Here is a 26,252-nt window from a genome sequence, read left to right as displayed (position 1 = left end):
GTGGGAGGTTGTGATCAACTAGCTGCCGTCAATGGGTCGTTGATCCAGATTACGGAGGCGTGGAGGTGGAGGCCGGCAAGGTAGCTCTCGTGTGTCTTTTCGCATCGCGATGCCCCGCCAGGCTTTCAGCTTGTTGATCGGCGCTCGACGGTTTCGCCCCTTGTAGAGATCGGCGTAGGGGCCCACGGGCCGATTGTCCCGGCTGCCTTTCTTCTTCCGGTTGGCAGCCTGGTCCTTCCTCTCCGGGATGACTGCCGGTGATGCTGCGTTTTCGCAGGTGAGAGAGGTGAGCGCGGGAGAGTAGGCCTTGTGGGCGGCGACAGCATCAGGCCGGGTTCCGGGACGGCCGGCAGGCTGACGGACCCGTACCTTCTGCAGCACGGGGATGAACTGCGGGCTGTCGGCGGCCTGTCCTGTGGTCAGGACGAACGAGAGCGGACGGCACGTGCGGTCTGCGGCGAGATGTACCTTGCTCGTCGACCCGCCACGGGACCTGCCGACAGTGCTTCCTTCAAGCGGAGTTTGCGCCGTCGCCTCATGTGCGGCCGCTCTTCCCGGTCGATGGCGTTGCTTCCATCCTGTCCGTTCTGTTCCGGCGGACCGCCCCTCTTGCCGGGCTCGTTCCTGGTCGGCGGCGGCTTCCTCAAGGGCTTCCATGACCTCCGTGCCGATGCAGATTCCGACGGTGTCGTGGTGGGCGCGGGTAGTGGTGGAGTCCACGCTGACCAGGGACAAGTCCTTCCACCCCTGGCGGGCGGCCTCAGCCATCACGCCTTCAGCAGGGCGGTGAAGACGCCGGCGTCCCTCCAGACCCGGAAGCGGCCGTATACCGTCGGCCATGGGCCGAACCCACGCGGCCATCTCCCGTGACTGGTGGTGCGGAACCGCCACATCCCCCCTCGAGCTGCTCCCGCAGCCGCTCGGGGTTCGGGCCGTACTCGCCTATTGACAGGAACGGCTCGATCAACGTCCGTTGCTCGGTGAGTTTCCTGCGCGTCGTGATCGTCTTCCTACCGGATTAGCTTTCCGGCGGATCCGGATCGGCAAGATTGATCACGGCGTCACACAGGCCTTAGTCGGCCAGCGGCAGCAATGGTGCGGTGACGTCCAGCGGTTCCAGGAACCGTCGGGTTAGCTCGCGGCCTTGTACGGTGAAGGAGCAACGTGGGCCGCGGCGTTCTTCTGTATGTGCGGCCAAGCCGGTTGCCAGCGTATCTGCGCTATCCAGAAGTGAGGCGACGTTGGCGACGTCGGCGAGCGCCGAATTGACCCCTTGGCTAGTGAAGGGTGACAGGGGATGCGCGGCATCACCGATCAGGACAAGGTTGTCGCAATGGAACCGCGGGACGACGTCTGTGTCGACCGGGCTCCATAGGTGCACGCGCGAGAAGTCTGCGGCCGACAGCAGATCGGGGATCGGCTCTGCCCAGTCACCAACTATCTCGCTGGCGAACCGGCGCAAGGCCCCGGGTGCATCGGAGGGAGGTTCGAACCGTTGGGCGTCGAATTGCACATACCAGACTACGTGACTGCTATCTACGGGGACTAACCCGAATGCTCGGCCGCCCCTGAGGTCACTAAACTTGTTGAAGTTGCCAGATGCCCATTCGACGGTCTCCGGACTGTAGGTCACGCCAACGACCTCCAGCACCTGAGCCGGCGTTATCGGCCACCCCGGGTACAGCGCACTACGGGCCAGCGAACGCACACCGTCAGCCGCGACGTACAGGTCCGCCGTGACCGTTTCACCAGTGGACAGATAGGCGTTGGCGACCGCCCCAGCCGCATCAAAGGTGAGTCCTGCAAGCCCGGTGTCGAGCACGACCGGTGACTCCAGAGCCTTCCGCAGCGCACCGACGAGATCGGCACGCCGCATCGCGAGCGCCCCGGCCGGCATGTCCTCGACACGAAGCACCGTGCCAGTCGAGTCGTGCTGGTGGAAACGCTTAAGCCTGACGCCTGACGACCCGATGATGCCCAGCTCGACCCCGTACGGGGCTAGTTGCCGGACGCTCTGCTCAGTGAGGATGAAACCCATTCCTGCGTCAAAGGCCATGCTTCGAAGTTCGTACACCCGGCACCGATGTCCTTGGTTGCCCAGCGTGACCGCCGCAGCCAAGCCAGCGATTCCCGCGCCAAATATCGCTATATCCATACAGTCGCCTCTCACGGTCCGGAACCAGTGTGAAATTGCTTCGAGGGAACACGATTTGGAACCTCGGTTCTCGCTGTTGAGGCCTCGGGAGCAGACGATGGAGGCCAGCACACACTGCGCTTACGCCACCGCCGAAGAGGACCTTGTATCCCGACTGCTCGCGGCAGTCATGGCGGGATCGTTCGGGTCCCATGGGAATCAGCGAGGGATTACCAGCAACGACAAGGGCGAACATGGGGAGCGCTGTCCCATCGACGGGTTACAGGAGAGTCGTGCCAGAAGCCTCTGTGCTCCGGGGCTTGTAGGTCACCAGGTCCCACTGTTCATCTGCAACAAGTGCCAGTCCATGGTCAGCGAAGTAGGACAGGAGACGTTGGATCCTGGCTCTGAGTGCCCGCAGTGTTACCGGAAGGTCGGGGTCCCCAAGGGCAGCGTCGGGGCGCCGATCAGGATTATCGCCGGACGTTCCAGCATGAACGCGCAGGCCTAGCTTCCCCAGCGGGCAGCGTCACCGAGAGTGAGACCCGGCTTTCCCCATCCTCGTAAGTATCGAAGCCGCATTTCATTGACTGACACAAGGACGGGAGGGCGGCGGCCCGACGGGTCCGGATAAATGCGCCACGTCGTCTGTGTTGGCATTTCGGTGTTCCTTTGACCTGTCCGCTTTCAACTCTCGTCACCCCAGAAAGAGCGGTGGTATGTGTGGTGGTGAAAGCACTCAGGAACCCGCATTTACGGCGGCGGTTCGCACCGAGCCACCGAAGAGATCGAAATCCAGGTTTTCGAAGCACGCGATCACTGTGTCGAAGGTCCTGGCATTCTTCCAGCGAAGTTTTCCGACCAGTAAGCTTCAGAAAAACCGATGATTCAGCGCCTCGATGCGCGTATGCCCGGGAACGTACGGGGCTGGCCTGTTCCTGGCCTTCCTGCTCGGGGAGACGCTGGTGCCGCCCTATGCCCAGCGCACATTCTCGACTCCCGACGCCCTCAACGCCCGCCGCGTGATGGTGCTCTCGGGCATCTTTTCCCTCCTCTTCTTCTTCGTCACGGCCTCGATCGGCATCACCGCCCGGGTGCTGTGCCCGGACATCACACCCGATCGGGCATTGCCGACCGTGGTGTTACGGCTGGTACCGGCCAGCCTGATCGGTCTGGTGATCGCCGCGCTGCTCGCCGTCGTGATGTCCACCGCGAGTTCGTATCTGAACTCCACAGCAGTGGGTCTTCGTCAAGGACATCCACCAGCCGTTCGTCAACCCCGGTACGAGCGCCACCCAGCGGGTCTGGCTCGAGCGGGCGCTCAGCGTCGTGGTCGGCGTTGCGGCCATCGCTATCGCCGTCATTGTTCCTCGATTGTGGACGCCCTTCTGTACGCGTATGCCGTATGGGCGCCGACAGTGATCATCCCGCCTCTGGCCGCCGTACTACTCAGATCTCGCAACAAGACCGCGGCCCTGGCAGCGATGGCAGCGGGCGGCACGATGATGGTGGTGTGGACACGGGCCCTGGACGAGCCGTTGGGCGTCACGGGACTGGTAGCCGACGTGACGGCCAACCTGTTGGTGTTCACCGTCACCTCGCTGCTCACCAGGGGACGGAGCAGGACAGGCAAGCCACGATCCGCACCTTCCGTCATGCCCGGCTAGGACTGAGGAGACGTCATGGCAACCCTCTTCACCGCACTCGTCTACGGTGCATCAGCGGCAGTGATCGCCGCAACGCTCTGGATCGGATATCACGGGCTGCGCTTCTAAATCCACGAGGTGGTCAAGCCCCGGGACGCCAAGCCCCCTTCTTGATCCCTATCCCGGCTCGCCTCCGCCTGCACCACTCCCGCGACACTGCCGGCATGCAACACCGATGGCGTCCAGGGTCCTGGGTCCTGGAAGACTTCCGCATGTCGCGCAGGGTTCCCTGGCGCGCGGCCCAGCATCAGCCCCACCCCAGCGAGGGTGCGTGCCTGGTGGGGTGCAGGTCATTTGGGCGTATTTGTGGTTTCGATCGGGGATCATGCGATTCTGCTGTCGGCTTATGGAGGTCTGCCGTGGCGGAGGGGAGTGGCGTCGAGCGCCTCGGGGGGATGGGGTGGGTATGGCTCGTCTACGACCAGGTGCTCGAGTGCGAGCGGGCATTCAAAGAACTGGCGCTCCGTGGAGGTCGCAGAGGACCATGTGGGCGCCCGAATTGCTCGTGTACGAGTGGAGGCGCGTAATGCTGCCCGGCTGCGCAGCCATCCACACATCGCCACTGTGTTTTGTGGTCTTGATGAAGGTCAGACTGGTGTCGCAGTGGCAGAGGACTTCGGTGCTGAACGCAGCGTCGGCGCCTTCCCACGCCGTGTGCTCCCCGGCGCTGGACCAGGGTCTCGTGTCAGTAGCGCTCAACCACCGGGGCACCGCCGTACTTCGAGCCGGAAAGGCCCAGCGTCGCCGCGTACGCCCTCTCGTGGTTGCCGTTCTCGCCGTGCGCCTCGAGCGCGTCCGTCACCGCTTCACGCAGCGCCTCGTCGTCCTTGTTCATGCCGATGCCGTAGGGCTCTTTCGTGAACGGGTTGCCGACGACCTTCAGCTCGTCCGGGCGCTGGGCGGCGTAGCTCATGAGGATAGCGTCGTCCGTGGTGACGGCGTCGACCTTCTTGTCGAGCAGTTTCTGGACGCACTCCGTGTCCTTGGTCGTCTCGACCGTCGTGGTGTTGTACTCGGGCTTCTGGATCTCCCGGAGAGAGGTTGATCCCCTGACCGCGCAGACCTTCTTGCCTTCCAGGGAGTACGGGCCCCCGATCGTGCTGTCGTTATTGCGAACCAGGAGGTCGGCGCCGGCCATCAAGTAAGGGCCGGCGAAGGCCACCTTCTTCTTGCGCTCGTTGTTGATCGTGTACGTGCCAACGTACAGGTCGACCTCGCCGCTGGAGATGGCGGCCTCACGGTTCTTCGTGTCGACCGTCCTGAACTCGATCTTGTCGGGCGAGAACCCGAGATCCGCCGCGACCATCTTGGCGATCTCGATGTCGAAGCCGGACCGTCTCCCGTCCTTCTCCTCGAAGCCGAGAAATGGCTGGTCGTTATGGGCGCCGATGACGAGCTTGCCGGCCTTACGGGCCTTGCGCAGGGTTGGGGAGTCGATCTTGACGTCCTTGGCGACCGTGTACGTGGGCAGCGGCGGGAGGTTTCCGTTCGAGCTCCTGGCGGACTCGTCACTCGAGGCGTTGCCGGACTCTCCCCTGCAGCCGGTGGCGGTGAGGGCGACCGACAGCACAGTGATCGTTGCGAAGGCGGCGGACTTGGAAAGCTTCATAATGCAACGTCCTCCATTTTTTTCCGACAGGTTGAGCAGCTTGCGTCCCGAGACCCATCCCGCCGAGCAGGGCCGGCTGCCGCGGTCCTGCCGATCTTTGCCTGACAGTTAGGCCTCAAGCTCCTTGCCGCGGGCCGTAGTGCAAATCGTCGCCGACGCTGGCTACCACGGACTGGGCGCCGAGCTGTATGGCTCAGCGCAGCATGTGTTCGTTTAGGGTTCGATCAGTTGCCAGGCACCGGCTCTGCCGTTACCCCGGGCCTCTGCATGGGCCGCGTTGCGGACATCCGGAGGATGCCCTTCTGCCTCTTGGACAGTCCCATTTCCTGATAGTTCCCGAGGACGGGTTCTGTGCGCCTCTCTGATCATCTATTGGCCGGGAGACACACAAGAACTACCCCATTCGACGGGCGAGGTGGTGCGGGGCTGCTCGGGCTGGCGGCCTGTGCGGCGGAAGGGGCCGCGTTTCGCAGCCGGTTAGTACCCGGTGAGTGTGAGCGTGCAAGCGGCCAGCCAAGCCCTGGTAAATCCTGATGCTGTCATGGAGCAATAGTCAAGAGTTGTGGATCAGCTGAGGTGGCTCATGTTGCGAGGGTCTCGTCTTGTTCGAAAGCGTGACTGTTCTCGAAGCGGGCGCCGACTTGCTGCCGTGGACGCCCCGGGAACGGAGGTCGTCTTCGAGTGCCTGGCGGTGACCGAGCAGCAGACCGCCGACAACGGGTTGCCCACTCGCCGCCGAAGGCCAGTGAGAGAGGCTCGTTCAGCGGAACCTTCACCGCTCAGGCCGAGGCTCTGCCGCCCGGCGTCCTCGCCGCCGTGCTGAAGGCCGCGATCACCTCCCACCGGGACGTGCGTGTCCTGGCGGGCCTTCTAGGCACTGTTTCTCGGATCATGTGCGGAGCCAGATCGTGAGGGCTGCGAGGGTGACGGTTCCGAGGTAGATGTAGGCGCGTTTCTCGTAGCGTGTGGCGACGGCGCGGAAACCCTTCAGCCGGTTGATGGCGCGCTCGACTGTGTTGCGTTTCTTGTATTGCTCGCTGTCGAAGCCGGTGGGCCGACCGCCTCGGGAACCGCGGTTCTTGCGGTGTCTTTGCTGGTCGAGACGTTCGGGAATGGTGTGCCGGATTCCGCGTCGTCGCAGGTAGTGGCGGTTCTTCCGGGAGGTGTAGGCCTTGTCCGCCAGGACATGGTCGGGCCGGGTGCGGGGCCGTCCGACTCCGATACGGGGCACGGAGACCTGCTCCAGCACGTGCTCGAGCTGGGGGCCGTCACCGTAGTGTCCGGGTGTCAGGACGAGGGCGAGAGGCCGGCATCGCCCGTCAGCGGCGAGGTGGATCTTGGTGGTGAATCCTCCGCGGGAGCGGCCCAGGCATTCGCCGATCTGACCACTTCCTCCAGCCGGACGGCCAGTTTCCGCAGCACCGGATCGACCTGGTTCGTCCCCTGGCCGGCCCCCTTTTGAGGGACCGCCGCCGTCGGCGCTTTCCTCGCGCCGGCGGCGTGCTGGTGGGCCCGCACCGCGGTCGAGTCCACGGATACGTCCCAGTCGATCTGGCCCGCGGCGTCCTCGGCGGCTTGGATCCGAGACAGCAGCATCGCCCACGTTCCGTCTGCTGACCAGCGACGATGGCGTTTGTAGACCGTCTCCCACGGCCCGAACCGTTCCGGGAGGTCCCGCCACTGCACGCCCGTCCGGACCCGGTAGAGCACCCCGTTGATCACCCGGCGGTGATCACTCCACCGCCCCCCACGCGCACCACCACGAGGTAAGTACGACTCCAGCCGGTCCCACTCCGCGTTCGTCAGATCCCCACGGCCCATACAGACAGCCTGACCTCAACACCCCACTCAAGTCAGGAGATCCGAGAAACATCGCCTAGAGCGTGAGGAATGCGAACGCCGCCATCTCAGGGCCTCGGATACGACCCTGACGCCGGCTGACCCGGTGCACAGGATTCAGCCGCCCTGTGTGTCGCTCGTTGGGGCCGGGTGTCTGCGAACGTTCCCGCCCGCCTGGTGGGCCTTCTGGAATGGCGAAGCAGGGGCTGGGACGTTGGCCGGGTACAGCAGGGGTTACATCGTCGAGCCGAGGGGCACGTACGCGTGACGGACTTCAAGGACTTCGAGTGGGTGTTGTGGCGCCTCGAGGTCCAAGACCCATCGCAGCTCGCGGGCGAGGATCCGGATTTGGACGAGCGCACCGAGGAGGCGATGTCGGAGCTGGCCGCCTCGCTGGGCTGCGTGCACGAGCACTGCGTCGACCACGACTTCTACGACGACGAAACCGCGTACTACGCCTGGTGGTCCGCCTGCCCGCCGCCGAGCATGGCCAACTCGATAAGGACGGCCTGCCGCTGGCCACTGGCCCGCTGCGCCAGTACCTGACCACCCAGCTTCCCGATCTTTAGATCGTCCCCGACCGGCAACGGACCGTCGAGCACGCTGCCAGTAGCGCCATGCGGGCCGCCTACGACGATCTGATCGCCCCGTTCGAGCGCGCCCTGATGTCGCGGCGCCGGGACGGGGCCGACGAACTCGATCCGCGGGCGAAGGTCTGGAGGTGGGAGCAGAACCTCCTGGTCGGCACGTTCGACCTGTGGCTGTGCAGCGACCAGGAGCGCCCGCACACCTGGATCGTCGTCACCGTCGGCCTCGCGGCTCTTCGGCGAAGAGCCCGCAGCCCGCCTGGGCCGCTTTGGCTTCACCCCGCACCACCCGCTGCTCTTCCTGCCCCGCCCGCCGGCCCCGGTGACCGGCGGTCCCGGTTCGTGCGGTACCGGATGGCTGGTCTGGCCGACATGCCGCGTCCCGGTGGGCCCAAGACGGTGACGGACGAGCAGGTCGCCGCGGTGGCCACAGAGACGCTGGAGTCCACGCCGAAGAACGCAACACACTGGTCGACACGGTCGATGGCGAAGGAGATGGGTCTGTCGCAGTCGTCGGTGTAACGGATCTGGCGGGCGTTCGGCCTGCAGCCGCACCGATCCCGTCCTCGACACCGCCGCAGCGACGACGTCCAAGGCTTTCAGGTCCTGCCACGCCGCTGGGTCGTCGAAAGATCCTTCCGCCTGGCTCCTGCGCAGCCGGCGCCTGGTCAGTGACCACGAACGACGCACCGACACCACCGAGACCGTCATCCTGTCGTCGATGACCACCCTCATGAGCCGCCCAGCACCAGCAGCGTCTTGCTCCGGCGCGCAGCGTGAACCTGCCCGGCTTCTCCTCGACCAGCCAGCCCCGTTCCACCAGCCGCTTCAAACGGGCTCGCGCACCTTCGACGCGGGGAGCGGACGCGCTGTCCCACCCAGCACCACCGCCGCCCGCCGGGCACCCAACCCGCCTCCTCCCGCCTGCAAGGCGGCGGCCATGACAGCCTGGTAGTCGGCCGACAACACCTCGATGCCGTCCGCGTCCCGGCGGTGAGGCACCGCCAGGCGCGGCCCCACCGGCTTCTTCTGCGACAACCCGCCGCTGGCGGGCGCATCCGCATCCGTGCAACAACCGCTCACCCGATGCCGTCACCTGCCCAGGACTGGCACACCGCCCCCCAACGACCAACACGAATGCACTTCACCGGTATTGGACCTAGTGTCCTGAGTCGGAGATTCGTCGTTGGTCTGGTGTGACTGATGCGAGTCGTCCTGGACCGAAGATCCCGCCGGTGGTGCTGAGTGATGTCGAGCGGGAGATGTTGCAGTCGTGGGTGCGTCGCCGTTCGAGTGCGCAGGCGTTGGCGTTGCGGTCGCGGATCGTGCTGGAGTGCGCGGAGGTCATGCGATCGCGGAGGTTGCACGGCGGCTGCGGATCACTGCCGACACGGTCCGCACCTGGCGCCGGCGCTTCCTCGAACGTCGGCTGGACGGCCTGTGCGACGAACCGCGTCCCGGCGTCCCGCGGAAGATCACCGACGCGGACGTGGAGCGGGTGATTCTCAAGACGCTCGAGGAAACGCCGAAGAACGCGACGCACTGGTCGACGCGGTCGATGGCCGCGGCTACCGGTATGTCGCAGTCGGCGATCTCCCGGATCCGGCGGGCGTTCGGCCTGCAGCCGCACCGGGCCGAGACGTTCAAACTGTCCAGGGACCCGCTGTTCGTGGACAAGGTCCGCGACGTGGTCGGTCTGTATCTCGATCCGCCGGAGCGGGCACTGGTCCTCTGCGTGGACGAGAAGTCTCAGATCCAGGCCCTGGACCGGTCCCAGCCGGTCCTGCCGATGATGCCCGGGGTCCCCGAACGCCGCGGCCACGACTACGTGCGCTCGGGCACCACCACGCTCTTCGCCGCACTGGACACGGCAACCGGCAAGGTCATCGGCTCACTCCATCGCCGCCACCGCGCGGTGGAGTTCAAGAAGTTCCTGATCAAGCTCGACCGTGAGGTGCCGGCCGATCTCGACATCCACCTCATCCTGGACAACTACATCACCCACGAAGTGCCCGTCATCAAGAAGTGGCTGGCCGCCCATCCCCGGTTCCACCTGCACTTCACACCGACCGGCTCCTCGTGGCTGAACCTGGTGGAGCGATGGTTCGCCGAGCTCACACAGAAGAAGCTCCGCCGCGGTGTCCACCGCTCCGTCCAGGCCCTCGAACGCGACATCAGGGCCTGGCTCGCCGACTGGAACGACCAACCACGGCCCTTCGTCTGGACAAAAACCGCCGACGAGATCCTCGACAAAGTCGCCGCCTACTGCCGACGAATCTCCGACTCAGGACACTAGATCCTCAACCGACCTGCAGATTCTCACATGTGCCCGTAGGCTCCGAGGTGCCATGCGGCGAAGCCCGAACGGGCCGCGAGCGCGGTCAACTCTTCGGCCCGCGTGGCGCGCAGGCATACCACCGGATAGCAATCCGAATCAATGTCCAAGACGGCAAGCGATGCCCCAAACTTGCGGTACTGCCTACCACAGAGCTCCAGGAATTCGCTGGTCGGCAGAAGCATGTTGGCGGCGTCGAACAGCACCCAAGGGTCCGTGGATGGACCGGACACGAGCCTTCCGAGCCGGGCCCGGATCTTTTCCGGATCCTCTTTCCAATCGAACTCCAGCAGTAAGCGGTGCTCCTTGAGAGCGTCGACGAGCGCAATCCAGGCCAGATTCGGAGTGGGTGCGCGGATGTCCCGGTGCGCCAGCCGGTCCGGATAAGTTCGCACATAGCCCTTGGGATCGTCGTGAGCGAGCAGCACCTGATTGGCGACGGCCGGATGGTCAGGCGCCAAAAGCGTCGCGGTGGCTGCAAGAGACCTGCGAACGTCGGTGTCGGACATCGTGCCACTCCTTGGGCGGCCGTGCGGCTGCGGCCTGCTGTTTGCCGCCCGTTACGCACCCCGCCGAGCGGAGGTGCAACGATCGCGTGTAATCGATGACGTGCGGCCGCTGCTCGCATCCCGCACCATCGCACCCGCCGTCCCGCTGTGACTCCGCAGAGAGAGAATTCAAGATCATTCCCCGCCGCTGGGTCGTCGGGCGGACCTTTGGCTGGCTCATGAACCACCGCTGCCTCGCCCGTGGGACGAAACCCATCCACACCGCTCGAAGGCCATGGTCCATCTTGCGATGATCGACGTCTTAAGCCGACGGCTCACCCGCGAACCAACCCCGAACTGGCGCGACACGTGAACCCTGAACTAGACACCGCCGCCAGGAAAGAACGCTCCTTCATACCTGCACTATCCCGTAGGGACGCGCGCGGGGGAGCGGTGAAAGTACTCAAGCACTACTCAACGACGTCGGGCCTGCCAGTGAGGCAAAGCAGGGGCGGCGACGTGTCGCAGTTCGTGAGAAGGTGCGTTGGCTTGGCAAAGTCTCACCCCGAGGGGCGGCGCGGACACAATCCCGTGATCCGCGTGTGTGGCGGTTCCGCCGCCGTACCTCGGTCGCCGCGCTGTGCTGCTACAAACCCGGTGAGAAGGGTCGTCTCATCCACCGGCCTCGTGCCCATCTCCGGCTCAAGGGTGCACGCAAGAGCTTCTCCTGAAAGGACTACCTCGGCCTCCTGGCTCGCGCGCACATCCAGCTCGGCGGCCCGATCGTGGTGGTCTGGGACAATCTCAACACCCACCTGGCCGCCGGGCTGAAGCGGTACAAGGCGGAGCACGACTGAATCTCAGCAGCGCTACCCGGCCGGCAACTGCCCGCCCCACCGCATCGTGACTATCCGCCTCCGGCTCGGTGCCCGGCCAGGCAGATCTCACTTACACGGGCATTCGCATCAGGTCCACCGTCCTCCGTCAGCCCCACCACGCGATGTAGTCACCGTTGAAGCTCCTATAGATCGTCAAGCCCGTGGGCGGGCTTCGTAGGATGCGTTCGTGGCGCGATTTGATGATGTCAAGGCGACGTTCTGGGGCGAGGGGCTGTTTGGGGTTCAGCCGTCGTTGACCGACGTGGTCGTTCAGGATGCCGAGCTTTTGCTCGGTGTTCGTCTGCCGGCTTCGTTGCTGGAGCTTCTGCGGCTCCAGAACGGCGGTGCAGTGGCGGAGCTGTGGAACGCGTTCCCGACCGATGTGCCGACGTCGTGGAGCGAGAGTCACGTTCCGCTTGACGACATGATGGGCATCGGCCGTCAAGGCGGCCAGTTGTCCTTGCTCGACACGGCGTATCTGGTCGAGGAGTGGGGTCTTCCGTCCCCTCTGGTCCTGTTGTCCGGTGATGGTCACTGCTGGATCGCTGTCGACTATCGGGGGTGCGGTAAGCATGGGGAGCCGTCCGTGACGTGGTTCGACGTAGACGATGGCACGGAGCTCCCGCTGGCCGCGGACTTCCAGGCGTTCGTCGAGGGCCTGGTTGCGGCCACGTCGCTCGATTCCGGCGACTCGGACGGTAACCGGTCGGCGTCATGATCCGGCTCTGGCCGAGCCTGTCGTGTTCAGGGTGTTGGTGCTCACGAGGTGCCTGTAGATCTCGCGGGCGACGAACCTCTTGAGACACCGCATGATGTCCTTGGTGGACATGCCCTCGGCAGTGCGTCTGGCCACGTAGCTCCGTGTCCGTTCGTCGTGCCGCATGCGAACCAGGACGATGGTATAGAGGGCGCTGTTGGCATGTCGGTCTCCGCCGCGGTTGATGCGGTGGCGGTTGGTGCGGCCGGACGAGGCCGGGACCGGGGCCGCGGCGCACAGGTGGGCGAAGGACGCTTCGGATCTGAGCCGGGCGGGGTTGTCTCCCGCGGTGATCAGCAGTTGGCCGGCCGTCTCGGTCCCACTCCGGGCAAGGCGACGAGACTGGGTGCCGCCCGGGTTACCAGCGGAGCGAGGTCCGCGTCGGCCTCTTTGATCTCCTGCTGAAGGGCCTGGTAGCGCCTGGCCAGGCGGCGAAGTGCCGTCTTGGCCGCGCAGAACGGATCCGCGAGATCACCGGTTGGCCGGGTCCGGGCGAGGGTGTCGATCAGCAGGCCGGTGGGCAGTCCACGCAGCTTGTCTCGCAGGGCGGAGGGAGCGGTGACCACCAGAGCGCGGATCTGGTTGATGGTCTGCGTCCTGGCCTTGACCGCGCTCTTGCGGACCACGCGCAGGGCACGGATCGCTTCCACGATGCCGTCCCGGCTCTCGGGTTCCGCTCGCCCGGCCGGACAGGACCGCGGTGGCCGCGGCGTAGGCGTCGATCGGATCGGACTTGCCGTGAGCCCGCCTGGCCCTGCGGTCTGGGCGGTCGACCTCCACGACCGTGATGCCGTTCGTGGTCAGGAACCGGGCGAGTTCGGCGCCGTAGGCCCCGGTGCCCTCCACCCCGACCGCGATGACCTCGCCTTGGGAGTTGAGCCAGGCCAGCAGTTGCTCGTTTCCGGCCGCGTTCGTTGCGAAGGACTGGGGTGTCGATTCCGCCGATCACCGCTATCTCGGGCACTGTCATGCTCGGCTCTGCCGTCCTTCCGTCTGAGGCGTGCAAACAGCGCGTGGCTGCCCGGGCAGACGGACAAGACAGTGAAGAGGCTGGTGGCCAAGCTCCTATGAGGTCACGGACACCCGCGAGCACACGCGGTGGCATCCCTCGGGGGCCGACGATTCAACGCACAGGCAGCCGAAGCGCCAGTCAGACCCAGAGTCAGGCCCCCGAGCGATGCCGCCTACATCCTCACTGTCAGACCCGTAGTGCCGTAGCATCGGTGCCTTGCTGTTGGTGCGTCGGCAGATGTGTTGAATGCCGCCCGTTTCGGGGACCGAGCTGGTGGCCTCGATCATCACCGGTGAAGGACGAACCCGCCGCGCAGTGGGGTATGGAGTGGGCCACCGTCACCGAGCTGGCTGGCCACACTGGCCGAGTGGGTGCGGCAGCAACGGCGGCGGTAGAGGGCCGTCCGGCCGCGGTCGCGGTCGCCGTCGGCGATGATGGAGATGTGTGCGGGTAGCAGCAACGGGCCGTGAGAGGTGGTCCGGTCAGCGACGGTGAGACGGTGCAGCCGCGGGACCTGGCCACCAGTCAGCAGGTCGGGCGGGAGGTGGTGTTGCCCAAAGAGGTCCGCACGGTGGCCGTTCCCCGGACACGCGCTGGTGACGGGTTCTCGGCTTTGAGGTGGGGGTGGTGGCCCGGGCTGACCGCAGGGGAGTGCCTTTCGGGCGTCAGCCACGCAGAGGCTGGCCCCCGAGAGGCATGCCAATGCCAACTGCTTCCCGTTCATCGGCAGGTCAGCACAGCGAGCTCTCCGCCAAAGCCAACCACGAGCTGGCCGCTTGGAGCCACAGCCAGGATTTGGGCTCGGGAGGGGAAGACTAGAGTCCGTCCTATCTGCTCGCTGACGGTCAGGTCCCACAACCTCACTGTGCCATCGTCGCCGCCGGTAACAACGTGTGGACGACCGCCCAGCACCGTCGTCGAGACCGCACCTACCACTCCTTCGTGGCCTGTCAGGAGTTTGCTGACTTGCTGGCCAGTGGACAGGTCCCATACCCCCACCGCGTCGCTCCAACCACTGGTAATGATGTAGGGGTGGCCGTTAGCTTCCGTGATCCCTAGCGCCAGCAATCCGCATGTATGAGGGGTGCGGAAAGCAGCAATCTGCCGCCTTGTGGCCAGATCCCATACCCGCACCTCTCCTTTCCGGTTGCCGGTGACAGCGTGGATACGGCCATCGACCACTACCGTCGCCACTGTGGTCACGCCGTCGGACGGGAGGGTAAGAGGGCCACCAACCTGTGTCCTGTTAGTCAGATCCCATACCCGCACCTCCCCGTCCCGGCTGGCGGTGAGAGCGTGGATGCGGCCGTCCAACATGGCCGTCGTTACCGCGAAGACCGAGCTGCTGTGACCCGTGAGAGGGCCCCCGATTGGCCGGCGGGACGCTAAATCCCATATCCGTACTGTTCTGTCTCTACTGCTGGCTGTAATAGCGTAAGGGCGGCCATCCATGACGGCCGTCGCTATGGCCGAGACGCTGCCAGCATGGCCGCTTATAGGTTCTCCCACTTGCTCGCCAGTGGCCAGGTCCCACACCCGCACTGTCCCGTCTTGGCTGCCGGTGACCGCGACGGGGCGGTGATTCAGGAGCACCGTTGCCGCTGCCCACACTCCGCCAGTGTGGTTAGCGAGGGGTTTTCCGACTTGCTCACCAGTGCTCAGGTCCCATAACCGGACCCGCCCGTTTCCATAGGCCGCGGTGAGGGCGTGCAGGCGGCCTTCGATGGCCACTGTCGCCACCGCGAACACCGAACCGTTGTGCCCGGTGAGAGGGATACCGACCTGCTGACTGGTGGTAAGGTCCCAGACCTGTACCGACCCGTTATCGCTGCCGATGAGAACGTGCGGATGACCATCAATCACCGCGGTGGTCACCGCCGAGGCCCAGCCAGCGGCATTTTCGATGAGCAGCTTGCTGGTCTGCTGGCTAGTGGTCAAATCCCATACCCGCACCGAACCATCCTCGCTGCTGGTGATGGCATGGGGACGTCCGTCGAGCAGTGTCGTCGCTACGGACAACACCGGGTCGGTGTGGCCCATGAGGGGAGCCCCGATCGGCCGGCCTGTGGCGAGGTCCCAAACCGTTACTGTTCCCCCCTCGCTACTGGTTATGGCGTGGGCTCTGCCGTCGAGCACGACGGTGGCCACCACCGGCACCCTGCCGGTATGGCCGACGAGAGGTTCACCGACTTGCTGGCCGGTGTTCACGTCCCACAACCGCACTGTCCCGTCATAGCCGCCGGTTACGGCGTGGGGACGTCCGTTGATCTCCACTGTTGCCACCGCGCACACCCCGCCGGTGTGACCGGTAGATGATGCACCGACCTGGCGGTGGGTGATCAGGTCCCACAACCGCACCAAGCCGTCCTCGCTCGTGGTGATGGCGTGGGGGCGTCCGTTGATCTCCACCGTTGCCACCGCCCACACGTCGTTCGTGTGGCCGGTGAATGGCTCTCCGACTTGCTGACCAGAGGTGACATCCCACAACCGCATCGTGCCGTCATAGGCGGCGGTAACGGCGTGGGGACGTCCGTTGACCTCCACCGTTGCCACCGCGCACACCCCGCCGGTGTGACCAGTCAGAGTGTGCCGAAACCTGTGATCGATGAGGGAACCGGTAGCCCAGTCCACACCCCACCGCTCGGCCGGCTCCCCCTCTATCCGTACTGCGGCGAGCCTTGCGGAGAGCTCACGGTCGCCGTATCGAGCCGCGTCCAGAGCCAGCAGTTGTCTCCGCACCACCGCGGAGGCCTCATGGTGCACATGCGCTGATGCTCGGTACACCGCCGCTGCCAACAGCCCCTCCGCACTGTTTGTCCCGTTCAGCCAAGCCCTTACCTGCCCGGGGTCGCCGTGTACCAGAAATGTGGGATCCCATGGCTCCCTTTCTGTGGCTGGCTCAATAGCACGCGCTAAGCGGTTTACGCCCTCGGACACTGAACCACTGCCTATATCCCGGTCTGTTTCATTGCCCTTTGGAGCGGGTCGGTTCCGCCCGGCGGTCGTCATACTGCCCTGTCTTCGTTGTCGTTGATCCAGTCGGCATATAGCGGCGACTGCCGGCATGCACCACACACTCGTCCTAACCCAGCGACCGTCAACGTTGTGTCCGCCGTACAGAAGCTCAGGGAGCGTTCCGCTTCCTCGAAGCTGATATAGAGCAGCGTTCACATGGGTGAGCACGAATTACGGGGGGGTACCCCACCTCAAGATGAGATTGCCTGTCCGTGGTCTGTCGAGGCATCGGTAGAACTACTCAATTTACTACCTATGGAGCTGGCCAGAGGGCCCGTGTAGCCTCCGTCGAAACCAGCGTGACCTTGTGCTGTTGGGTGCGGATCGGGGTTCATCAGGGCTTGGTATATGCACCACCTGGCTGGCTCTGCCTGCCGAGCGACCAGACCGAGCGCACGACCGGATAGAGAACGGCCAGCGAGAAAGCCTCACTCAGGTCACAGGGCGATCACACATTTCCCGGTCACCTATCCGTGTGCCCGAACGCCCGATTACATTCCCCGCACACCGCACGGACAAGCGGTGTCCTGTGAGGGGATGCCAACTTCCCCCACTGACAAGATCGTTCGCGCGGCTCCGAGGGGTTCGTAGTGCTGAACAAGACCGTCATCAAAATGGCTATACCGCTGGCCGTGGGTGCTCTGGCCCTGACCGGGTGCAGCAGTGACTCCGGCAGCGGCGACGGCGCCGTGAAGATTGCTTTCCAGGGTCCGCTCTCCGGCGACAACGTCGCACTGGGCGAGAACATGCAGAACGGCGTGAAGCTGGCCATCGACCAGGCCAACGCCAAGGGTGACCTCGACTTCAAGCTCGAGTACGTCGCCGGTGACGACCAGGGTCTGCCGGACAAGGCCACGGCCGCCGCCCAGAAGCTTATCGACGACGAGGGCGTCGTCGCCGTGGTGGGCCCCGCCTTCTCCGGCGCGACCAACACCTCTTCGCCGCTGTACGCGGAGTCCGGTCTGGTGACGGTCTCGCCGTCCGCGACCAACCCGCTGCTGACGGACAAGGAGAACGGCTTCACCAGCTTCCTGCGCGGTGTCCCCAACGACAACATGCAGGGCGCCGGCATGGCGACCTACTTCGCCAAGAAGCTGCAGGCGAAGAAGGTCTACCTGATCGACGACAAGACCGACTACGGCGCGGGCCTGGCGACTGTCGCCGAGAAGGGTCTGAAGGACGCCGGTGTCGAGGTCGTCAAGAAGTCCGTCCCGCAGAAGACGCCGGACTACTCCGCGACCGCCAAGGACGTCGTCAACTCCAAGGCCGACGCGCTGATCTACGCCGGTTACTACCAGGACCTCGCTCCGTTCGCGAAGAAGCTCAAGGACGCCGGCTACAAGGGCGCGGGCATCTCGGGCGACGGCTCGAACGACATGAAGTTCGTCGAGCTCGCGGGTGACGCCTCCGAGAACTGGTTCCTCACCTGCCCCTGCACCGACGCCACCGTCGAGGCGGGCACGAAGAAGTTCGCCGAGGACTACCAGAAGGAGTTCGGCCGCGCCCCCGGTACGTACTCCGCCGAGGCGTACGACATCACCAACATGATCATCGCCGAAGTCAAGAAGTCGGGTGCGGACACCGAGCGTGAGGCCCTGCGTGACGCGCTGGCGAAGGCCTCCTACAAGGGCCTGACGAAGACCTTCTCCTTCGGTGAGAACGGTGAGTTCAAGGGCACCGACGTCTACCTGTACCAGGTCAAGGGCGGCAAGATCGGGTACCAGGGCAACATCAACGAGCTGGCCGGCTGACGCCGAGGCTTGAGTGGCTGACGCCAAGTGATCGGGGGCCGGGAGGCGGTAGTTCTCCCGGACCTGATTGCGAAGTGCGGAGTAGCAGCCCCCGCTTTCAGAAAGTTCGCCCGCGGGCCGCCCTCGTCGCCACGAGCGCCGCCGCCCGCTCAGCTCCCACAAGGAAGTCTGCTCCATGTCCCTTCAGGAATTCTGGGACTACCTCGTCCTAGGGGTGATGCTCGGCTCGCTGTACGCCGTCATCGCCATCGGCTACACCCTTGTCTACGGCGTGCTGCAGCTGATCAACTTCGCGCACAGCGAGGTCTTCATGCTCGGCGCCTACGGCAGCCTCATCGTCCTTCAGCTGGTCAGTCCGGGGGACAACCCGTCCGCTCTGGCGTCCATCGGCTTTGTCGCTCTCGCCATGGCGGGGTCGGCGCTGTTCGGCGGCGTCACTGCGTACGGCCTGGAGAAGGTCGCGTACCGACCACTACGCAGGCGTGGCGCGCCGCGGCTGATCTTCCTGATCACCGCGATCGGTGCCTCGTTCTTCCTGTACAACCTGGCCGGCAAGCTGTTCGGGCGTGACCCGCTGCCGCTGCCGGAGATGTACGACAACCACACCGTGTTCTCGCTGTTCGGCGCCGGTGTGAACATCACTCAGATGCTCCAGTTCGCGACGGCCGTGGTCATGATGATCGCGCTGGACCTGCTGGTGACCCGCACGAAGCTCGGCAAGGGCATCCGCGCGGTCGCCCAGGACGCCGAGGTCGCCGGCCTGATGGGCGTCGACATCGACAAGGTCATCTCCCGCACCTTCATCATCGGCGGTGTGCTGGGCGGTGTGGCGGGCTTCCTGTTCGCCAACCTGAACCAGGTGTCGTACACGATGGGCTTCATACCCGGTATCACCGCGTTCGCCGCGGCCGTCGTCGGCGGCATCGGCAACATCCGCGGTGCGATGTTCGGCGGCATTCTGATCGGCATCGTGGAGACGATGACGGTGCCGCTGCTCGGTGACGAGTGGCGCAGCGTCTCGGCCATGGTCGTGCTGATCCTTGTGCTGATGTTCCGCCCGATGGGCATCCTCGGTGAGCGAGTGGGGAGGGCGGCATGAGTACGGTCGACACCTCGAAGAACCTGACGCCGTCTGCGGCGTCGAAGCTGCGCCGTACGGCGTGGTACCAGTCGGAGCGTTTCTCCCGGCTGTGGGCGATGATCGCCCTGGGTGTGCTGCTGGCCCTGGTGACGGGCGAGCAGGGCAACACGCGTGACATCTTCTACTCGATCGAGAACACGCTCACGGGTCCCAACCTGTGGGTGTGCCTGGGTCTTACGGTCGGTGTGTGGGCGCTGCGGGAGTTCGCGTCGGCGCCGATCAAGGGCGCGGTCACGAAGGCCAAGGAGTCGGCCGGTTCGGCTGTCTCCGGTGGCCCGGTGGGCACGCTGCGGGAGCGGCTGCGGACCGACAAGCGGGTGAAGCTGGGTGGCATCGCCGTCCTGCTGATCCTGGTACTGGTCATTCCGTCGGGTCTCGAGCGGACCTGGCAGACGGTGCTGGTGGACCAGATCGCGATCTTCGCGCTCCTGGCGATCGGCCTCAACGTGGTGATCGGCTGGGCGGGTCTGCTGGACCTGGGCTTCTTCGCCTTCTTCGCCGTGGGTGCCTACTCGACGGCGTACTGGACGGGCCGGCTTCCGATCGAGCCTCCGGTCGTGCTGAACAACTTCTGGGTCATCCCCGTCGCAGTGATCACGTGTCTGATCTGTGGTCTGCTGCTGGGTGCTCCGACGCTTCGGCTCCGGGGTGACTACCTGGCGATCGTGACGCTCGGTTTCCACGAGATCATCTACCTGGTGGCGAAGAACGCGGACGGGCTCACGGGCGGTCCGCAGGGTGCCCGGCTGATCCCGGACTTCTCGATCGACTTCGCGGGCTTCGAGTACAAGTGGTCGATCAAGCCGCTGCCTTACTGGTACCTGCTGGTCTTCTTCATCGTTCTGGTGATCATTCTGTTCTCGCGTCTCGAGCACTCGAGGGTGGGACGTGCGTGGACGGCGATCCGTGAGGACGAGATCGCGGCCGCGGCGAACGGCGTCAACACGGTTCAGTTCAAGCTGATGGCGTTCGCGATCGGTGCTTCGACCTCGGGTGTCGCGGGTGTGATCTTCACGAGTAAGTACGGGTACATCAACCCGGAGGTCTTCCCGCTTCTCCAGTCGATCCTGATCCTGGCGTACGTCATCTTCGGCGGTATGGGCTCGATCCCGGGTGTGCTGATCGGCACGGCGATCCTGGTGTGGCTGCCGGAGGCGCTGAAGGACTGGGTGGACCCGTCCGACCGGTACATGTACCTGGGCGCGCTGCTGGTGATCATGATGATCTACCGGCCTCAGGGAGTCTGGCCGTCCCGGCGAAGGCAGCGTGAGCTGAAGATGGCTGAGGAAGGCATCGGCGACGCGGACGCGATGTCCGAGCCGGCGGGAGGCAAGTTCTGATGAGCACGGACGTGAAGAGCGACGCGACGGCCGGTGCACAGCCTTCGGCCGCCGGCACCGATCTGGTGCTGCAGGCGTCGGATGTGACGCTGCGGTTCGGCGGGTTGACCTGTCTGGACCATGTGGACGTCAACATGTGCCGGGGCGAGGTCCTGGCGGTGATCGGGCCGAACGGTGCGGGTAAGACCTCGCTGTTCAACTCGCTCACCGGGGCGTACACCCCGCAGGAAGGCAAGATCGTCTTCCGTTCGAAGGACGGCGACGAGAAGTCCCTGCTGGGCAGCAAGCCGCACATCGTCAACCGCGTGGGTGTGGCGCGTACGTTCCAGAACATCCGGTTGTTCGGTGCGCTGACGGCGCTGGAGAACGTCAAGATCGCGGCGGAGACCCGGCTGAAGGCCGGCCCTGTCTCGATCATGCTGGGTCTGCCGAACGCGCGTAAGGCGGAGCGGCTCAGTGACGAGCGTGCGCACCGGCTGCTGAAGTTCGTGGGCCTGGAGGACAAGCTCAACGAGATCGCGGGCAGCTTGTCGTACGGCGACCAGCGCAGTCTGGAGATCGCGCGGGCGCTGGCCACGGATCCGCAGGTGCTGCTGCTGGACGAGCCGGCCGCCGGTACGAACCCGACGGAGAAGCTGGAGCTGGAGCAGCTGATCCGCCGTATCAACACGGAGCTGGGCATCAGCGTGCTGCTCATCGAGCACGACATGCGTCTGGTGATGTCGGTCGCGGACCGGGTGATGGTTCTCAACTTCGGCAAGAAGATCGCCGAGGGGACGCCGAGCGAGGTGCAGCAGCACCCGGCGGTGATCGAGGCCTACCTGGGCGCGTCGGCGGAGGACGCGGAGGTGGTTCAGGCCGCCATCGCGGAGCAGCATGCGGCGACGGAAGAGGAGTCCGTGGCGTCTTCGGACGTCCCTGCGGTCGCGTCGGACCAGGCTTCGGACGGTGACGCGTCGGGCGACGAGTCGGACGAGGAGAGCGGCAAGTGAGCACCACGACTGAGCTGCAGAAGGACACCTGGACGCCCGGGTCGTCCGAGGAGACGCTGCTCGAACTGAAGAGCATGCGTGTGTTCTACGGCGCCATCGAGGCCATCAAGGGCATCGACCTGACCGTGCGCAAGGGCGAGATCGTGGCCCTGCTCGGCGGTAACGGCGCGGGCAAGACGACGACGCTGCGCACCGTCTCGGGCATGCTCCAGCCGCGCCACGGCGAGGTGCTGCTGCGCGGCGAGCGCATCGACGGCATCAAGTCGCACGAGCTCGTGCGGTTCGGCATCGGTCATGTGCCGGAAGGCCGGCGGGTCTTCTCGACGATGACCGTGCGGGAGAACCTGGAGATGGGCGCGTACCGCTTCAGCTCGGTCGACATGGCCGAGATGGACCGGGTGTTCACGCTCTTCCCGCGTCTGGCCGAGCGGCGCTCGCAGCAGGCGGGCACGTTGTCGGGCGGCGAGCAGCAGATGCTGGCGATCGGCCGTGCCCTGATGGGCAAGCCGGAGCTGCTGCTGCTGGACGAGCCGTCGATGGGTCTGGCGCCGCTGATCGTGCAGCAGATCTTCGAGATCATCGAGGAGATCAACAAGCAGGACACGACCGTGCTGCTGGTGGAGCAGAACGCCACGCAGGCGCTGGGTCTGGCGAACCGCGGCTACGTCCTGGAGACGGGCGAGGTCGCGATGTCGGGGCCGGCGGCGGATCTGCTGGCGGACAACCGGATCCGGGCGGCGTACCTCGGTGAGGGCGCGGCCTGACGGTCCGTGGAGCGGCGGGGCGGGATTCCTTCGGGTTTCCCGCCCTGTCGCGTGGCGCGGAGAATGGCACACTGCGGGTCACTCAGCCACGGGACTGTATATCGCTCGGTGTAACTCCCGAATGGATGCATGAGGAGTGAGAACGTGGCCGAGCATGAGGCTGGCGAGTCGGCGACAGCCGTGTCGGCGAAGACCGTGGACGACCAACTGATCGACGAGCTGGCGAACCGGGCCCAGGCCGAGGGCCTGCAGTTGACCGGCGAGGGCGGGCTGCTCCAGCAGCTGACCAAGTGGCTGCTGGAGTCCGCCCTAGAGGGCGAGATCACCGACCATCTCGGCCATGACAAGCACGATCCCGCGCTCAAGGCCCGCGGCCACTTCCCGAGCGAGCAGGCCGCCCTGACGTGTGTCTACATGGCCATCATGTCGCTCGATCCCACCGGCAAGGGCCAGGCCCGCTGAACCACCTGGGACCCGGTGCCGGTGCGGCGGCGGATCTGCGAACGCATGCTGCTCGGTGCCCAAAGACGGAAGAATGTCGGTCGCTGTGGCTCCGCAGTACTGCGGGGCCCTGGGCAAACGCGCCAACTGCCAGGTCGCAGTCAGCGTCCACGCCGCCAGTGACACTGCTTCCTGCCCGCTGCAGTGGCGGCTGTTCCTGCCCAAGGAGTGGGCCGCGGAGGCCGAACGCCGGGCCCTTGCCCGCGTTCCGCTCGAGGCCGGGCACCGGGAGAAGTGGCGGCTGGCGCTGGACATGCTCGATGAGCCGGCCGGCTGGGGCATGAGGCCGCCGGTCGTGGTGGCCGATGCCGCCTACGGCACCAATGCCCACCTGCGGGCCGGCCTGGCCGGGGGATCGACGACATGCTGGCCCTCCGTGCGGACGTGAGTGCCCACCCGTTCGACGTCCAGGTGGCTCCGGACCGCAACGGCTGCGTCGGCTGCTGGCCCCAGCCCCGCTACCGCCACCGGACACCGTCGGTGGCGGCCCTGGCCGCCGGTCTCGGACCGGAAGCGTTCACTTCCTTCACCTGGCGGCAGGGCTTGCGCGGCGCGTTACGTTCCCGCTTCGCCGCTGTACGTTCGCCCGGCCGGCAAGGCCGTCGAGCGGCCGATCCGGGCCGCCGCCTCGGCCGAAAAGGGCTGGTGGGACGGCATCCTGCCCGACTGCTGATCGAATGGCCCGAGGACGCCAAGGCGCCCACCGAATACTCGCTGTCCAGCCTGCCGGCCGACACCCCGATCGCCGACCTGGTACGCCTGGCCAAGGTCCGCTGGCCCCTCGAGCACGACAACCGCGAACGCAAACACGGCCTGGGCCTGGACCACTTCGAAGGCTGCTCCTGGCCCGGCTGGCACCACCACATCACCCTCGTAACCGCCGCCCACGCATTTCTCACCGAACAACGGCTGGCCCCAAAGCACCCACACCGGACTCACTCTCTACCAGACCCTCGACGCCCTCCAGAATGTCCTGAGGTGCTGGACCAGCATCTGCACCACCTGCCACCAGCCCCTGCCCAGCAGGCCACACACGACATCGAGATCAAGACAGACCTAGGCGATGTTTCTCGGATCTCCTGACTTGAGTGGGGTGTTGAGGTCAGGCTGTCTGTATGGGCCGTGGGGATCTGACGAACGCGGAGTGGGACCGGCTGGAGTCGCACTTACCTCGTGGTGGTACGCGTGGGGGACGGTGGAGTGATCACCGCCGGGTGATCAACGGGGTGCTCTACCGGGTCCGGACGGGCGTGCAGTGGCGGGACCTCCCGGAACGGTTCGGGCCGTGGGAGACGGTCTACAAACGCCATCGTCGCTGGTCAGCAGACGGAACGTGGAAGATGCTCCTGTCCCGCATCCAAGCCGCCGAGGACGCCGCGGGCCAGATCGACTGGGACGTATCCGTGGACTCGATCGCGGTGCGGGCCCACCAGCACGCCGCCGGTGCGAGGAAAGCGCCGCCCGCCGCGGTTCGTCAAAAGGGGGCCGGCCAGGGGACGAACCAGGTCGATCCGGTGCTGCGGAAACTGGCCGTCCGGCTGGAGGAAGTGGTCAGATCGGCGAATGCCTGGGCCGCTCCCGCGGAGGATTCACCACCAAGATCCACCTCGCCGCTGACGGGCGATGCCGGCCTCTCGCCCTCGTCCTGACACCCGGACACTACGGTGACGGCCCCCAGCTCGAGCACGTGCTGGAGCAGGTCTCCGTGCCCCGTATCGGAGTCGGACGGCCTCGCACCCGGCCCGACCGTGTCCTGGCGGACAAGGCCTACACGTCGCGGAGGAACCGTTGTTACCTGCGACGACGCGGAATCCGGCACACCATTCCCGAACGTCTCGACCAGCAAAGACACCGCAAGAACCGCGGTTCCCGAGGCGGTCGGCCCACCGGATTCGACAGCGAGCAATACAAGAAACGCAACACAGTCGAGCGCGCCATCAACCGGCTGAAGGGTTTCCGCGCCGTCGCCACACGCTACGAGAAACGCGCCTACATCTACCTCGGAACCGTCACCCTCGCAGCCCTCACGATCTGGCTCCGCACATGATCCGAGAAACAGTGCCTAACGGAGTCCCATTAGGCCGCGGGAGTTGGAACACCAATATTCAAGGCCTTCGCGGTGATCAAGCGTGATCTCTCCACACGCCAGGTGTCCCGCCCGGCGGATGCTGGCCATCAAGCTACCCGGCTCCCGTCAACTCGGGGCGCCTCGGGGGCTCCATGAATCCGGGGTCAGCTCACACCCCGGCTGACGCGCTCGGCCGTGGCCCTCGAGGCCGGAGACCCGCACACCCGAGTCGGTCTTGTACTTCCGGTTGATCGAGATCAGCACAGCGGTGAACGGCTCAAGCTGGCGGGCCAGTCGTAGCTTGCCTGCGTCGATGCCGCGGCGCCCGGAGACGGCGGCGGCGAGGTTCATGGCGACCTCCTTGGCCTCGAGGACATCACCGACGACGAGCACGTCCTCGTCGAGGAACTCGTCGTGGCCCCAGAGCAGCACCGCAGAAACGTTGTGGAAAGCGCCCACCACGGTGGCCTCGGGGGCGAGCTCCTGTGCGGACTCCGCGGCCGAGCCCTCACCGTTGTTGATGACCCGGCCGTGGGCGCCACGCTTGTCGAAGGCGAGCGGGTTGACGCAGGAGATCACCGTCTTGCCCGCGAGGTTGAGCGAGGCGACCAGCTCGTCGTGGCCGTCGTACGGCACCGCGAGAAGGACGACGTCGGCCTGCGCCACGGCGTCGGCGTTCTCGGCGCCTGTCACCGTGCCCGCACCGGCGACCTCGGCGAGCCGCTCGGTGACCTCTGCCGCCACCGGCCCGGCCCTCTCCGCCGACCGCGAGCCGAGGACGATGGTGTGGCCGTGCTTGGCGAACCGGTAACCCAGGCCCTTGCCCTGCGGTCCGGTGCCGCCGATGACGGCGACCCTGTAGCTGTTCATCTAGTCTCCAAGTGGGGTGAAAGGGGCGGGCCCGCTCATCAGGCGGCAGTCAGCGGAGCCGCTCGACAGCAGCCCGCAGCGCCGCAGGAACCGGCACAGTGGTCCGAGCGATCGGATCGACGTATACGTGGGTCCACTGGGCAGACGCCCGCAAATCCGCCGGTTCACCGACCACAAATATGCCGAGCTCGTATGTGACGCTGCTGTGACCCAGACGTTGTACGCGTATCCCGACCTCAAGCTGCTGTGGGTAGCGCAGCTCTCCGTGGAACACACAGCGTGACTCCGCCACGACCCCGAGCGCCGCCAGTTCGTAGGTGGGACGCCCGACGCATTCCGCCACCCAGTCGTTGATCGCGGTGTCGAGATACGCGTAGTAGGTGGCGTTGTTGACATGCCCGAAGATGTCGTTGTCTGCGAACCGCGTCTGGATTCGACGCATGACCGGAAAGTCCGCAGGGACCC

At 65.7% G+C, this 26,252-nt stretch carries 19 protein-coding genes and 10 pseudogenes; 16 read left to right on the top strand and 13 right to left on the bottom strand.

Annotation, left to right across the window (positions count from 1 at the left end):
• Window positions 1-18: 18 nt before the first annotated feature.
• Together MDN94_RS35400 and MDN94_RS35395 are read right to left on the bottom strand one after the other, a co-directional pair.
• Window positions 19-768 (bottom strand): transposase, encoded by a 750-nt coding sequence (locus MDN94_RS35400; protein ID WP_482729937.1) that lies wholly within the window; start codon window positions 766-768, stop codon window positions 19-21.
• A gap of 304 nt (window positions 769-1,072) precedes the next feature.
• Window positions 1,073-2,155, bottom strand: coding sequence for an FAD-dependent oxidoreductase (locus MDN94_RS35395; RefSeq protein ID WP_482729936.1), 1,083 nt, complete (start codon window positions 2,153-2,155; stop codon window positions 1,073-1,075).
• 878 nt (window positions 2,156-3,033) lie between these two features.
• Here MDN94_RS35395 and MDN94_RS35390 point away from each other — a divergent pair.
• Window positions 3,034-3,801 (top strand): sodium:solute symporter family transporter, encoded by a 768-nt coding sequence (locus tag MDN94_RS35390; RefSeq protein WP_482729935.1) that lies wholly within the window; start codon window positions 3,034-3,036, stop codon window positions 3,799-3,801.
• Window positions 3,802-4,525: 724 nt separating this feature from the next.
• On the opposite strand, the gene MDN94_RS35385 is transcribed toward MDN94_RS35390, so the two are convergent.
• Entirely contained in the window at window positions 4,526-5,449 is a 924-nt protein-coding gene (locus MDN94_RS35385) for a glutamate ABC transporter substrate-binding protein (protein WP_482729934.1), read from the bottom strand.
• An 889-nt stretch (window positions 5,450-6,338) separates the two neighbouring features.
• Window positions 6,339-7,270 (bottom strand): IS5 family transposase gene (locus MDN94_RS35380; RefSeq protein WP_482729933.1). Its coding sequence is split into 2 segments (ribosomal slippage): window positions 6,339-6,914 and window positions 6,917-7,270, totalling 930 coding nucleotides; the frame shifts between segments, so codons are not numbered across the junction.
• A gap of 282 nt (window positions 7,271-7,552) precedes the next feature.
• Here MDN94_RS35380 and MDN94_RS35375 point away from each other — a divergent pair.
• From MDN94_RS35375 to MDN94_RS35365, 3 genes and pseudogenes are all read left to right on the top strand, one after another.
• On the top strand, window positions 7,553-7,834 hold the full coding sequence (locus MDN94_RS35375) for a hypothetical protein (protein ID WP_482729932.1): 282 nt from the start codon (window positions 7,553-7,555) through the stop codon (window positions 7,832-7,834).
• A 371-nt stretch (window positions 7,835-8,205) separates the two neighbouring features.
• Window positions 8,206-8,394, top strand: a pseudogene (locus tag MDN94_RS35370) (helix-turn-helix domain-containing protein); the annotation flags it as partial.
• Between the two features lie 54 nt (window positions 8,395-8,448).
• Window positions 8,449-8,552: pseudogene (locus MDN94_RS35365) on the top strand (IS5/IS1182 family transposase); the annotation flags it as partial.
• 61 nt (window positions 8,553-8,613) lie between these two features.
• Here the strand turns inward: MDN94_RS35365 and MDN94_RS35360 are convergent.
• Window positions 8,614-8,940, bottom strand: a pseudogene (locus MDN94_RS35360) (hypothetical protein); the annotation flags it as partial.
• 197 nt (window positions 8,941-9,137) lie between these two features.
• Here MDN94_RS35360 and MDN94_RS35355 point away from each other — a divergent pair.
• Window positions 9,138-10,171, top strand: a pseudogene (locus MDN94_RS35355) (IS630 family transposase).
• A 23-nt stretch (window positions 10,172-10,194) separates the two neighbouring features.
• Here the strand turns inward: MDN94_RS35355 and MDN94_RS35350 are convergent.
• Window positions 10,195-10,719, bottom strand: a complete 525-nt coding sequence (locus tag MDN94_RS35350; RefSeq protein WP_482729931.1) for a DUF6630 family protein — start codon at window positions 10,717-10,719, stop codon at window positions 10,195-10,197.
• 143 nt (window positions 10,720-10,862) lie between these two features.
• On the opposite strand from MDN94_RS35350, the pseudogene MDN94_RS35345 reads away from it, so the two are divergent.
• The 3 genes and pseudogenes from MDN94_RS35345 to MDN94_RS35335 all read left to right on the top strand — a co-directional run.
• Window positions 10,863-11,071 (top strand): annotated as a pseudogene (locus tag MDN94_RS35345) (IS5 family transposase); the annotation flags it as partial.
• 197 nt (window positions 11,072-11,268) lie between these two features.
• Window positions 11,269-11,552, top strand: a pseudogene (locus tag MDN94_RS35340) (IS630 family transposase); the annotation flags it as partial.
• 211 nt (window positions 11,553-11,763) lie between these two features.
• Window positions 11,764-12,294, top strand: coding sequence for an SMI1/KNR4 family protein (locus tag MDN94_RS35335; protein ID WP_482729930.1), 531 nt, complete (start codon window positions 11,764-11,766; stop codon window positions 12,292-12,294).
• On the opposite strand, the gene MDN94_RS35330 is transcribed toward MDN94_RS35335, so the two are convergent.
• The 5 genes and pseudogenes from MDN94_RS35330 to MDN94_RS35310 all read right to left on the bottom strand — a co-directional run bounded on the left by MDN94_RS35330 (window position 12,289) and on the right by MDN94_RS35310 (window position 16,354).
• Window positions 12,289-12,429: a hypothetical protein gene (locus MDN94_RS35330; protein WP_482729929.1), complete on the bottom strand. Its 141-nt coding sequence runs from the start codon at window positions 12,427-12,429 to the stop codon at window positions 12,289-12,291. The two genes, MDN94_RS35335 and MDN94_RS35330, sit on opposite strands and share 6 nt — an antisense overlap.
• A 57-nt stretch (window positions 12,430-12,486) precedes the next feature.
• Window positions 12,487-12,627: pseudogene (locus MDN94_RS35325) on the bottom strand (transposase); the annotation flags it as partial.
• Window positions 12,627-12,983, bottom strand: coding sequence for a hypothetical protein (locus MDN94_RS35320; RefSeq protein ID WP_482729928.1), 357 nt, complete (start codon window positions 12,981-12,983; stop codon window positions 12,627-12,629). The gene MDN94_RS35320 and the pseudogene MDN94_RS35325, both read right to left, overlap by 1 nt.
• Window positions 12,984-13,071: 88 nt before the next feature.
• Window positions 13,072-13,221, bottom strand: a pseudogene (locus MDN94_RS35315) (IS110 family transposase); the annotation flags it as partial.
• An 844-nt stretch (window positions 13,222-14,065) separates the two neighbouring features.
• Entirely contained in the window at window positions 14,066-16,354 is a 2,289-nt protein-coding gene (locus MDN94_RS35310; protein WP_482729927.1) for a WD40 repeat domain-containing protein, read from the bottom strand.
• A gap of 596 nt (window positions 16,355-16,950) precedes the next feature.
• Here MDN94_RS35310 and MDN94_RS35305 point away from each other — a divergent pair.
• The 8 genes and pseudogenes from MDN94_RS35305 (at window position 16,951) to MDN94_RS35270 (ending at window position 24,896) form a co-directional block, all read left to right on the top strand.
• Complete coding sequence (locus MDN94_RS35305; protein ID WP_482729926.1) at window positions 16,951-18,111, top strand: branched-chain amino acid ABC transporter substrate-binding protein; 1,161 nt, start codon at window positions 16,951-16,953, stop codon at window positions 18,109-18,111.
• Window positions 18,112-18,286: 175 nt separating this feature from the next.
• A complete protein-coding gene (locus MDN94_RS35300) occupies window positions 18,287-19,210 on the top strand; it encodes a branched-chain amino acid ABC transporter permease (protein WP_482729925.1) in 924 nt (307 codons plus the stop codon).
• Window positions 19,207-20,592 (top strand): branched-chain amino acid ABC transporter permease, encoded by a 1,386-nt coding sequence (locus tag MDN94_RS35295; RefSeq protein ID WP_482729924.1) that lies wholly within the window; start codon window positions 19,207-19,209, stop codon window positions 20,590-20,592. The genes MDN94_RS35300 and MDN94_RS35295 overlap by 4 nt, the downstream gene beginning before the upstream one ends.
• Complete coding sequence (locus MDN94_RS35290; protein ID WP_482729923.1) at window positions 20,592-21,584, top strand: ABC transporter ATP-binding protein; 993 nt, start codon at window positions 20,592-20,594, stop codon at window positions 21,582-21,584. Before MDN94_RS35295 ends, MDN94_RS35290 begins: the two co-directional genes overlap by 1 nt.
• Window positions 21,581-22,348 (top strand): ABC transporter ATP-binding protein, encoded by a 768-nt coding sequence (locus MDN94_RS35285; RefSeq protein ID WP_482729922.1) that lies wholly within the window; start codon window positions 21,581-21,583, stop codon window positions 22,346-22,348. The genes MDN94_RS35290 and MDN94_RS35285 overlap by 4 nt, the downstream gene beginning before the upstream one ends.
• Before the next feature lie 129 nt (window positions 22,349-22,477).
• A pseudogene (locus MDN94_RS35280) lies at window positions 22,478-22,726 on the top strand (IS256 family transposase); the annotation flags it as partial.
• Between the two features lie 84 nt (window positions 22,727-22,810).
• A pseudogene (locus MDN94_RS35275) lies at window positions 22,811-23,826 on the top strand (IS701 family transposase); the annotation flags it as partial.
• Window positions 23,827-23,964: 138 nt separating this feature from the next.
• Window positions 23,965-24,896, top strand: a protein-coding gene (locus MDN94_RS35270) for an IS5 family transposase (protein WP_482729921.1) whose coding sequence is annotated in 2 segments (ribosomal slippage) — window positions 23,965-24,330 and window positions 24,333-24,896 — 930 coding nt in all. Because the reading frame shifts where the segments join, the coding sequence is not laid out codon by codon here.
• Window positions 24,897-25,043: 147 nt separating this feature from the next.
• Here MDN94_RS35270 and npdG read toward each other — a convergent pair.
• Together npdG and MDN94_RS35260 are read right to left on the bottom strand one after the other, a co-directional pair.
• Window positions 25,044-25,787, bottom strand: coding sequence for an NADPH-dependent F420 reductase (gene npdG, locus MDN94_RS35265; RefSeq protein WP_482729920.1), 744 nt, complete (start codon window positions 25,785-25,787; stop codon window positions 25,044-25,046).
• A gap of 49 nt (window positions 25,788-25,836) precedes the next feature.
• Entirely contained in the window at window positions 25,837-26,229 is a 393-nt protein-coding gene (locus tag MDN94_RS35260) for an acyl-CoA thioesterase (RefSeq protein ID WP_482729919.1), read from the bottom strand.
• Window positions 26,230-26,252: the final 23 nt, after the last annotated feature.

The organism is Streptomyces sp. WAC00040, assembly GCF_056835925.1.
This window is presented reverse-complemented; position numbering and strand designations above follow the sequence as displayed.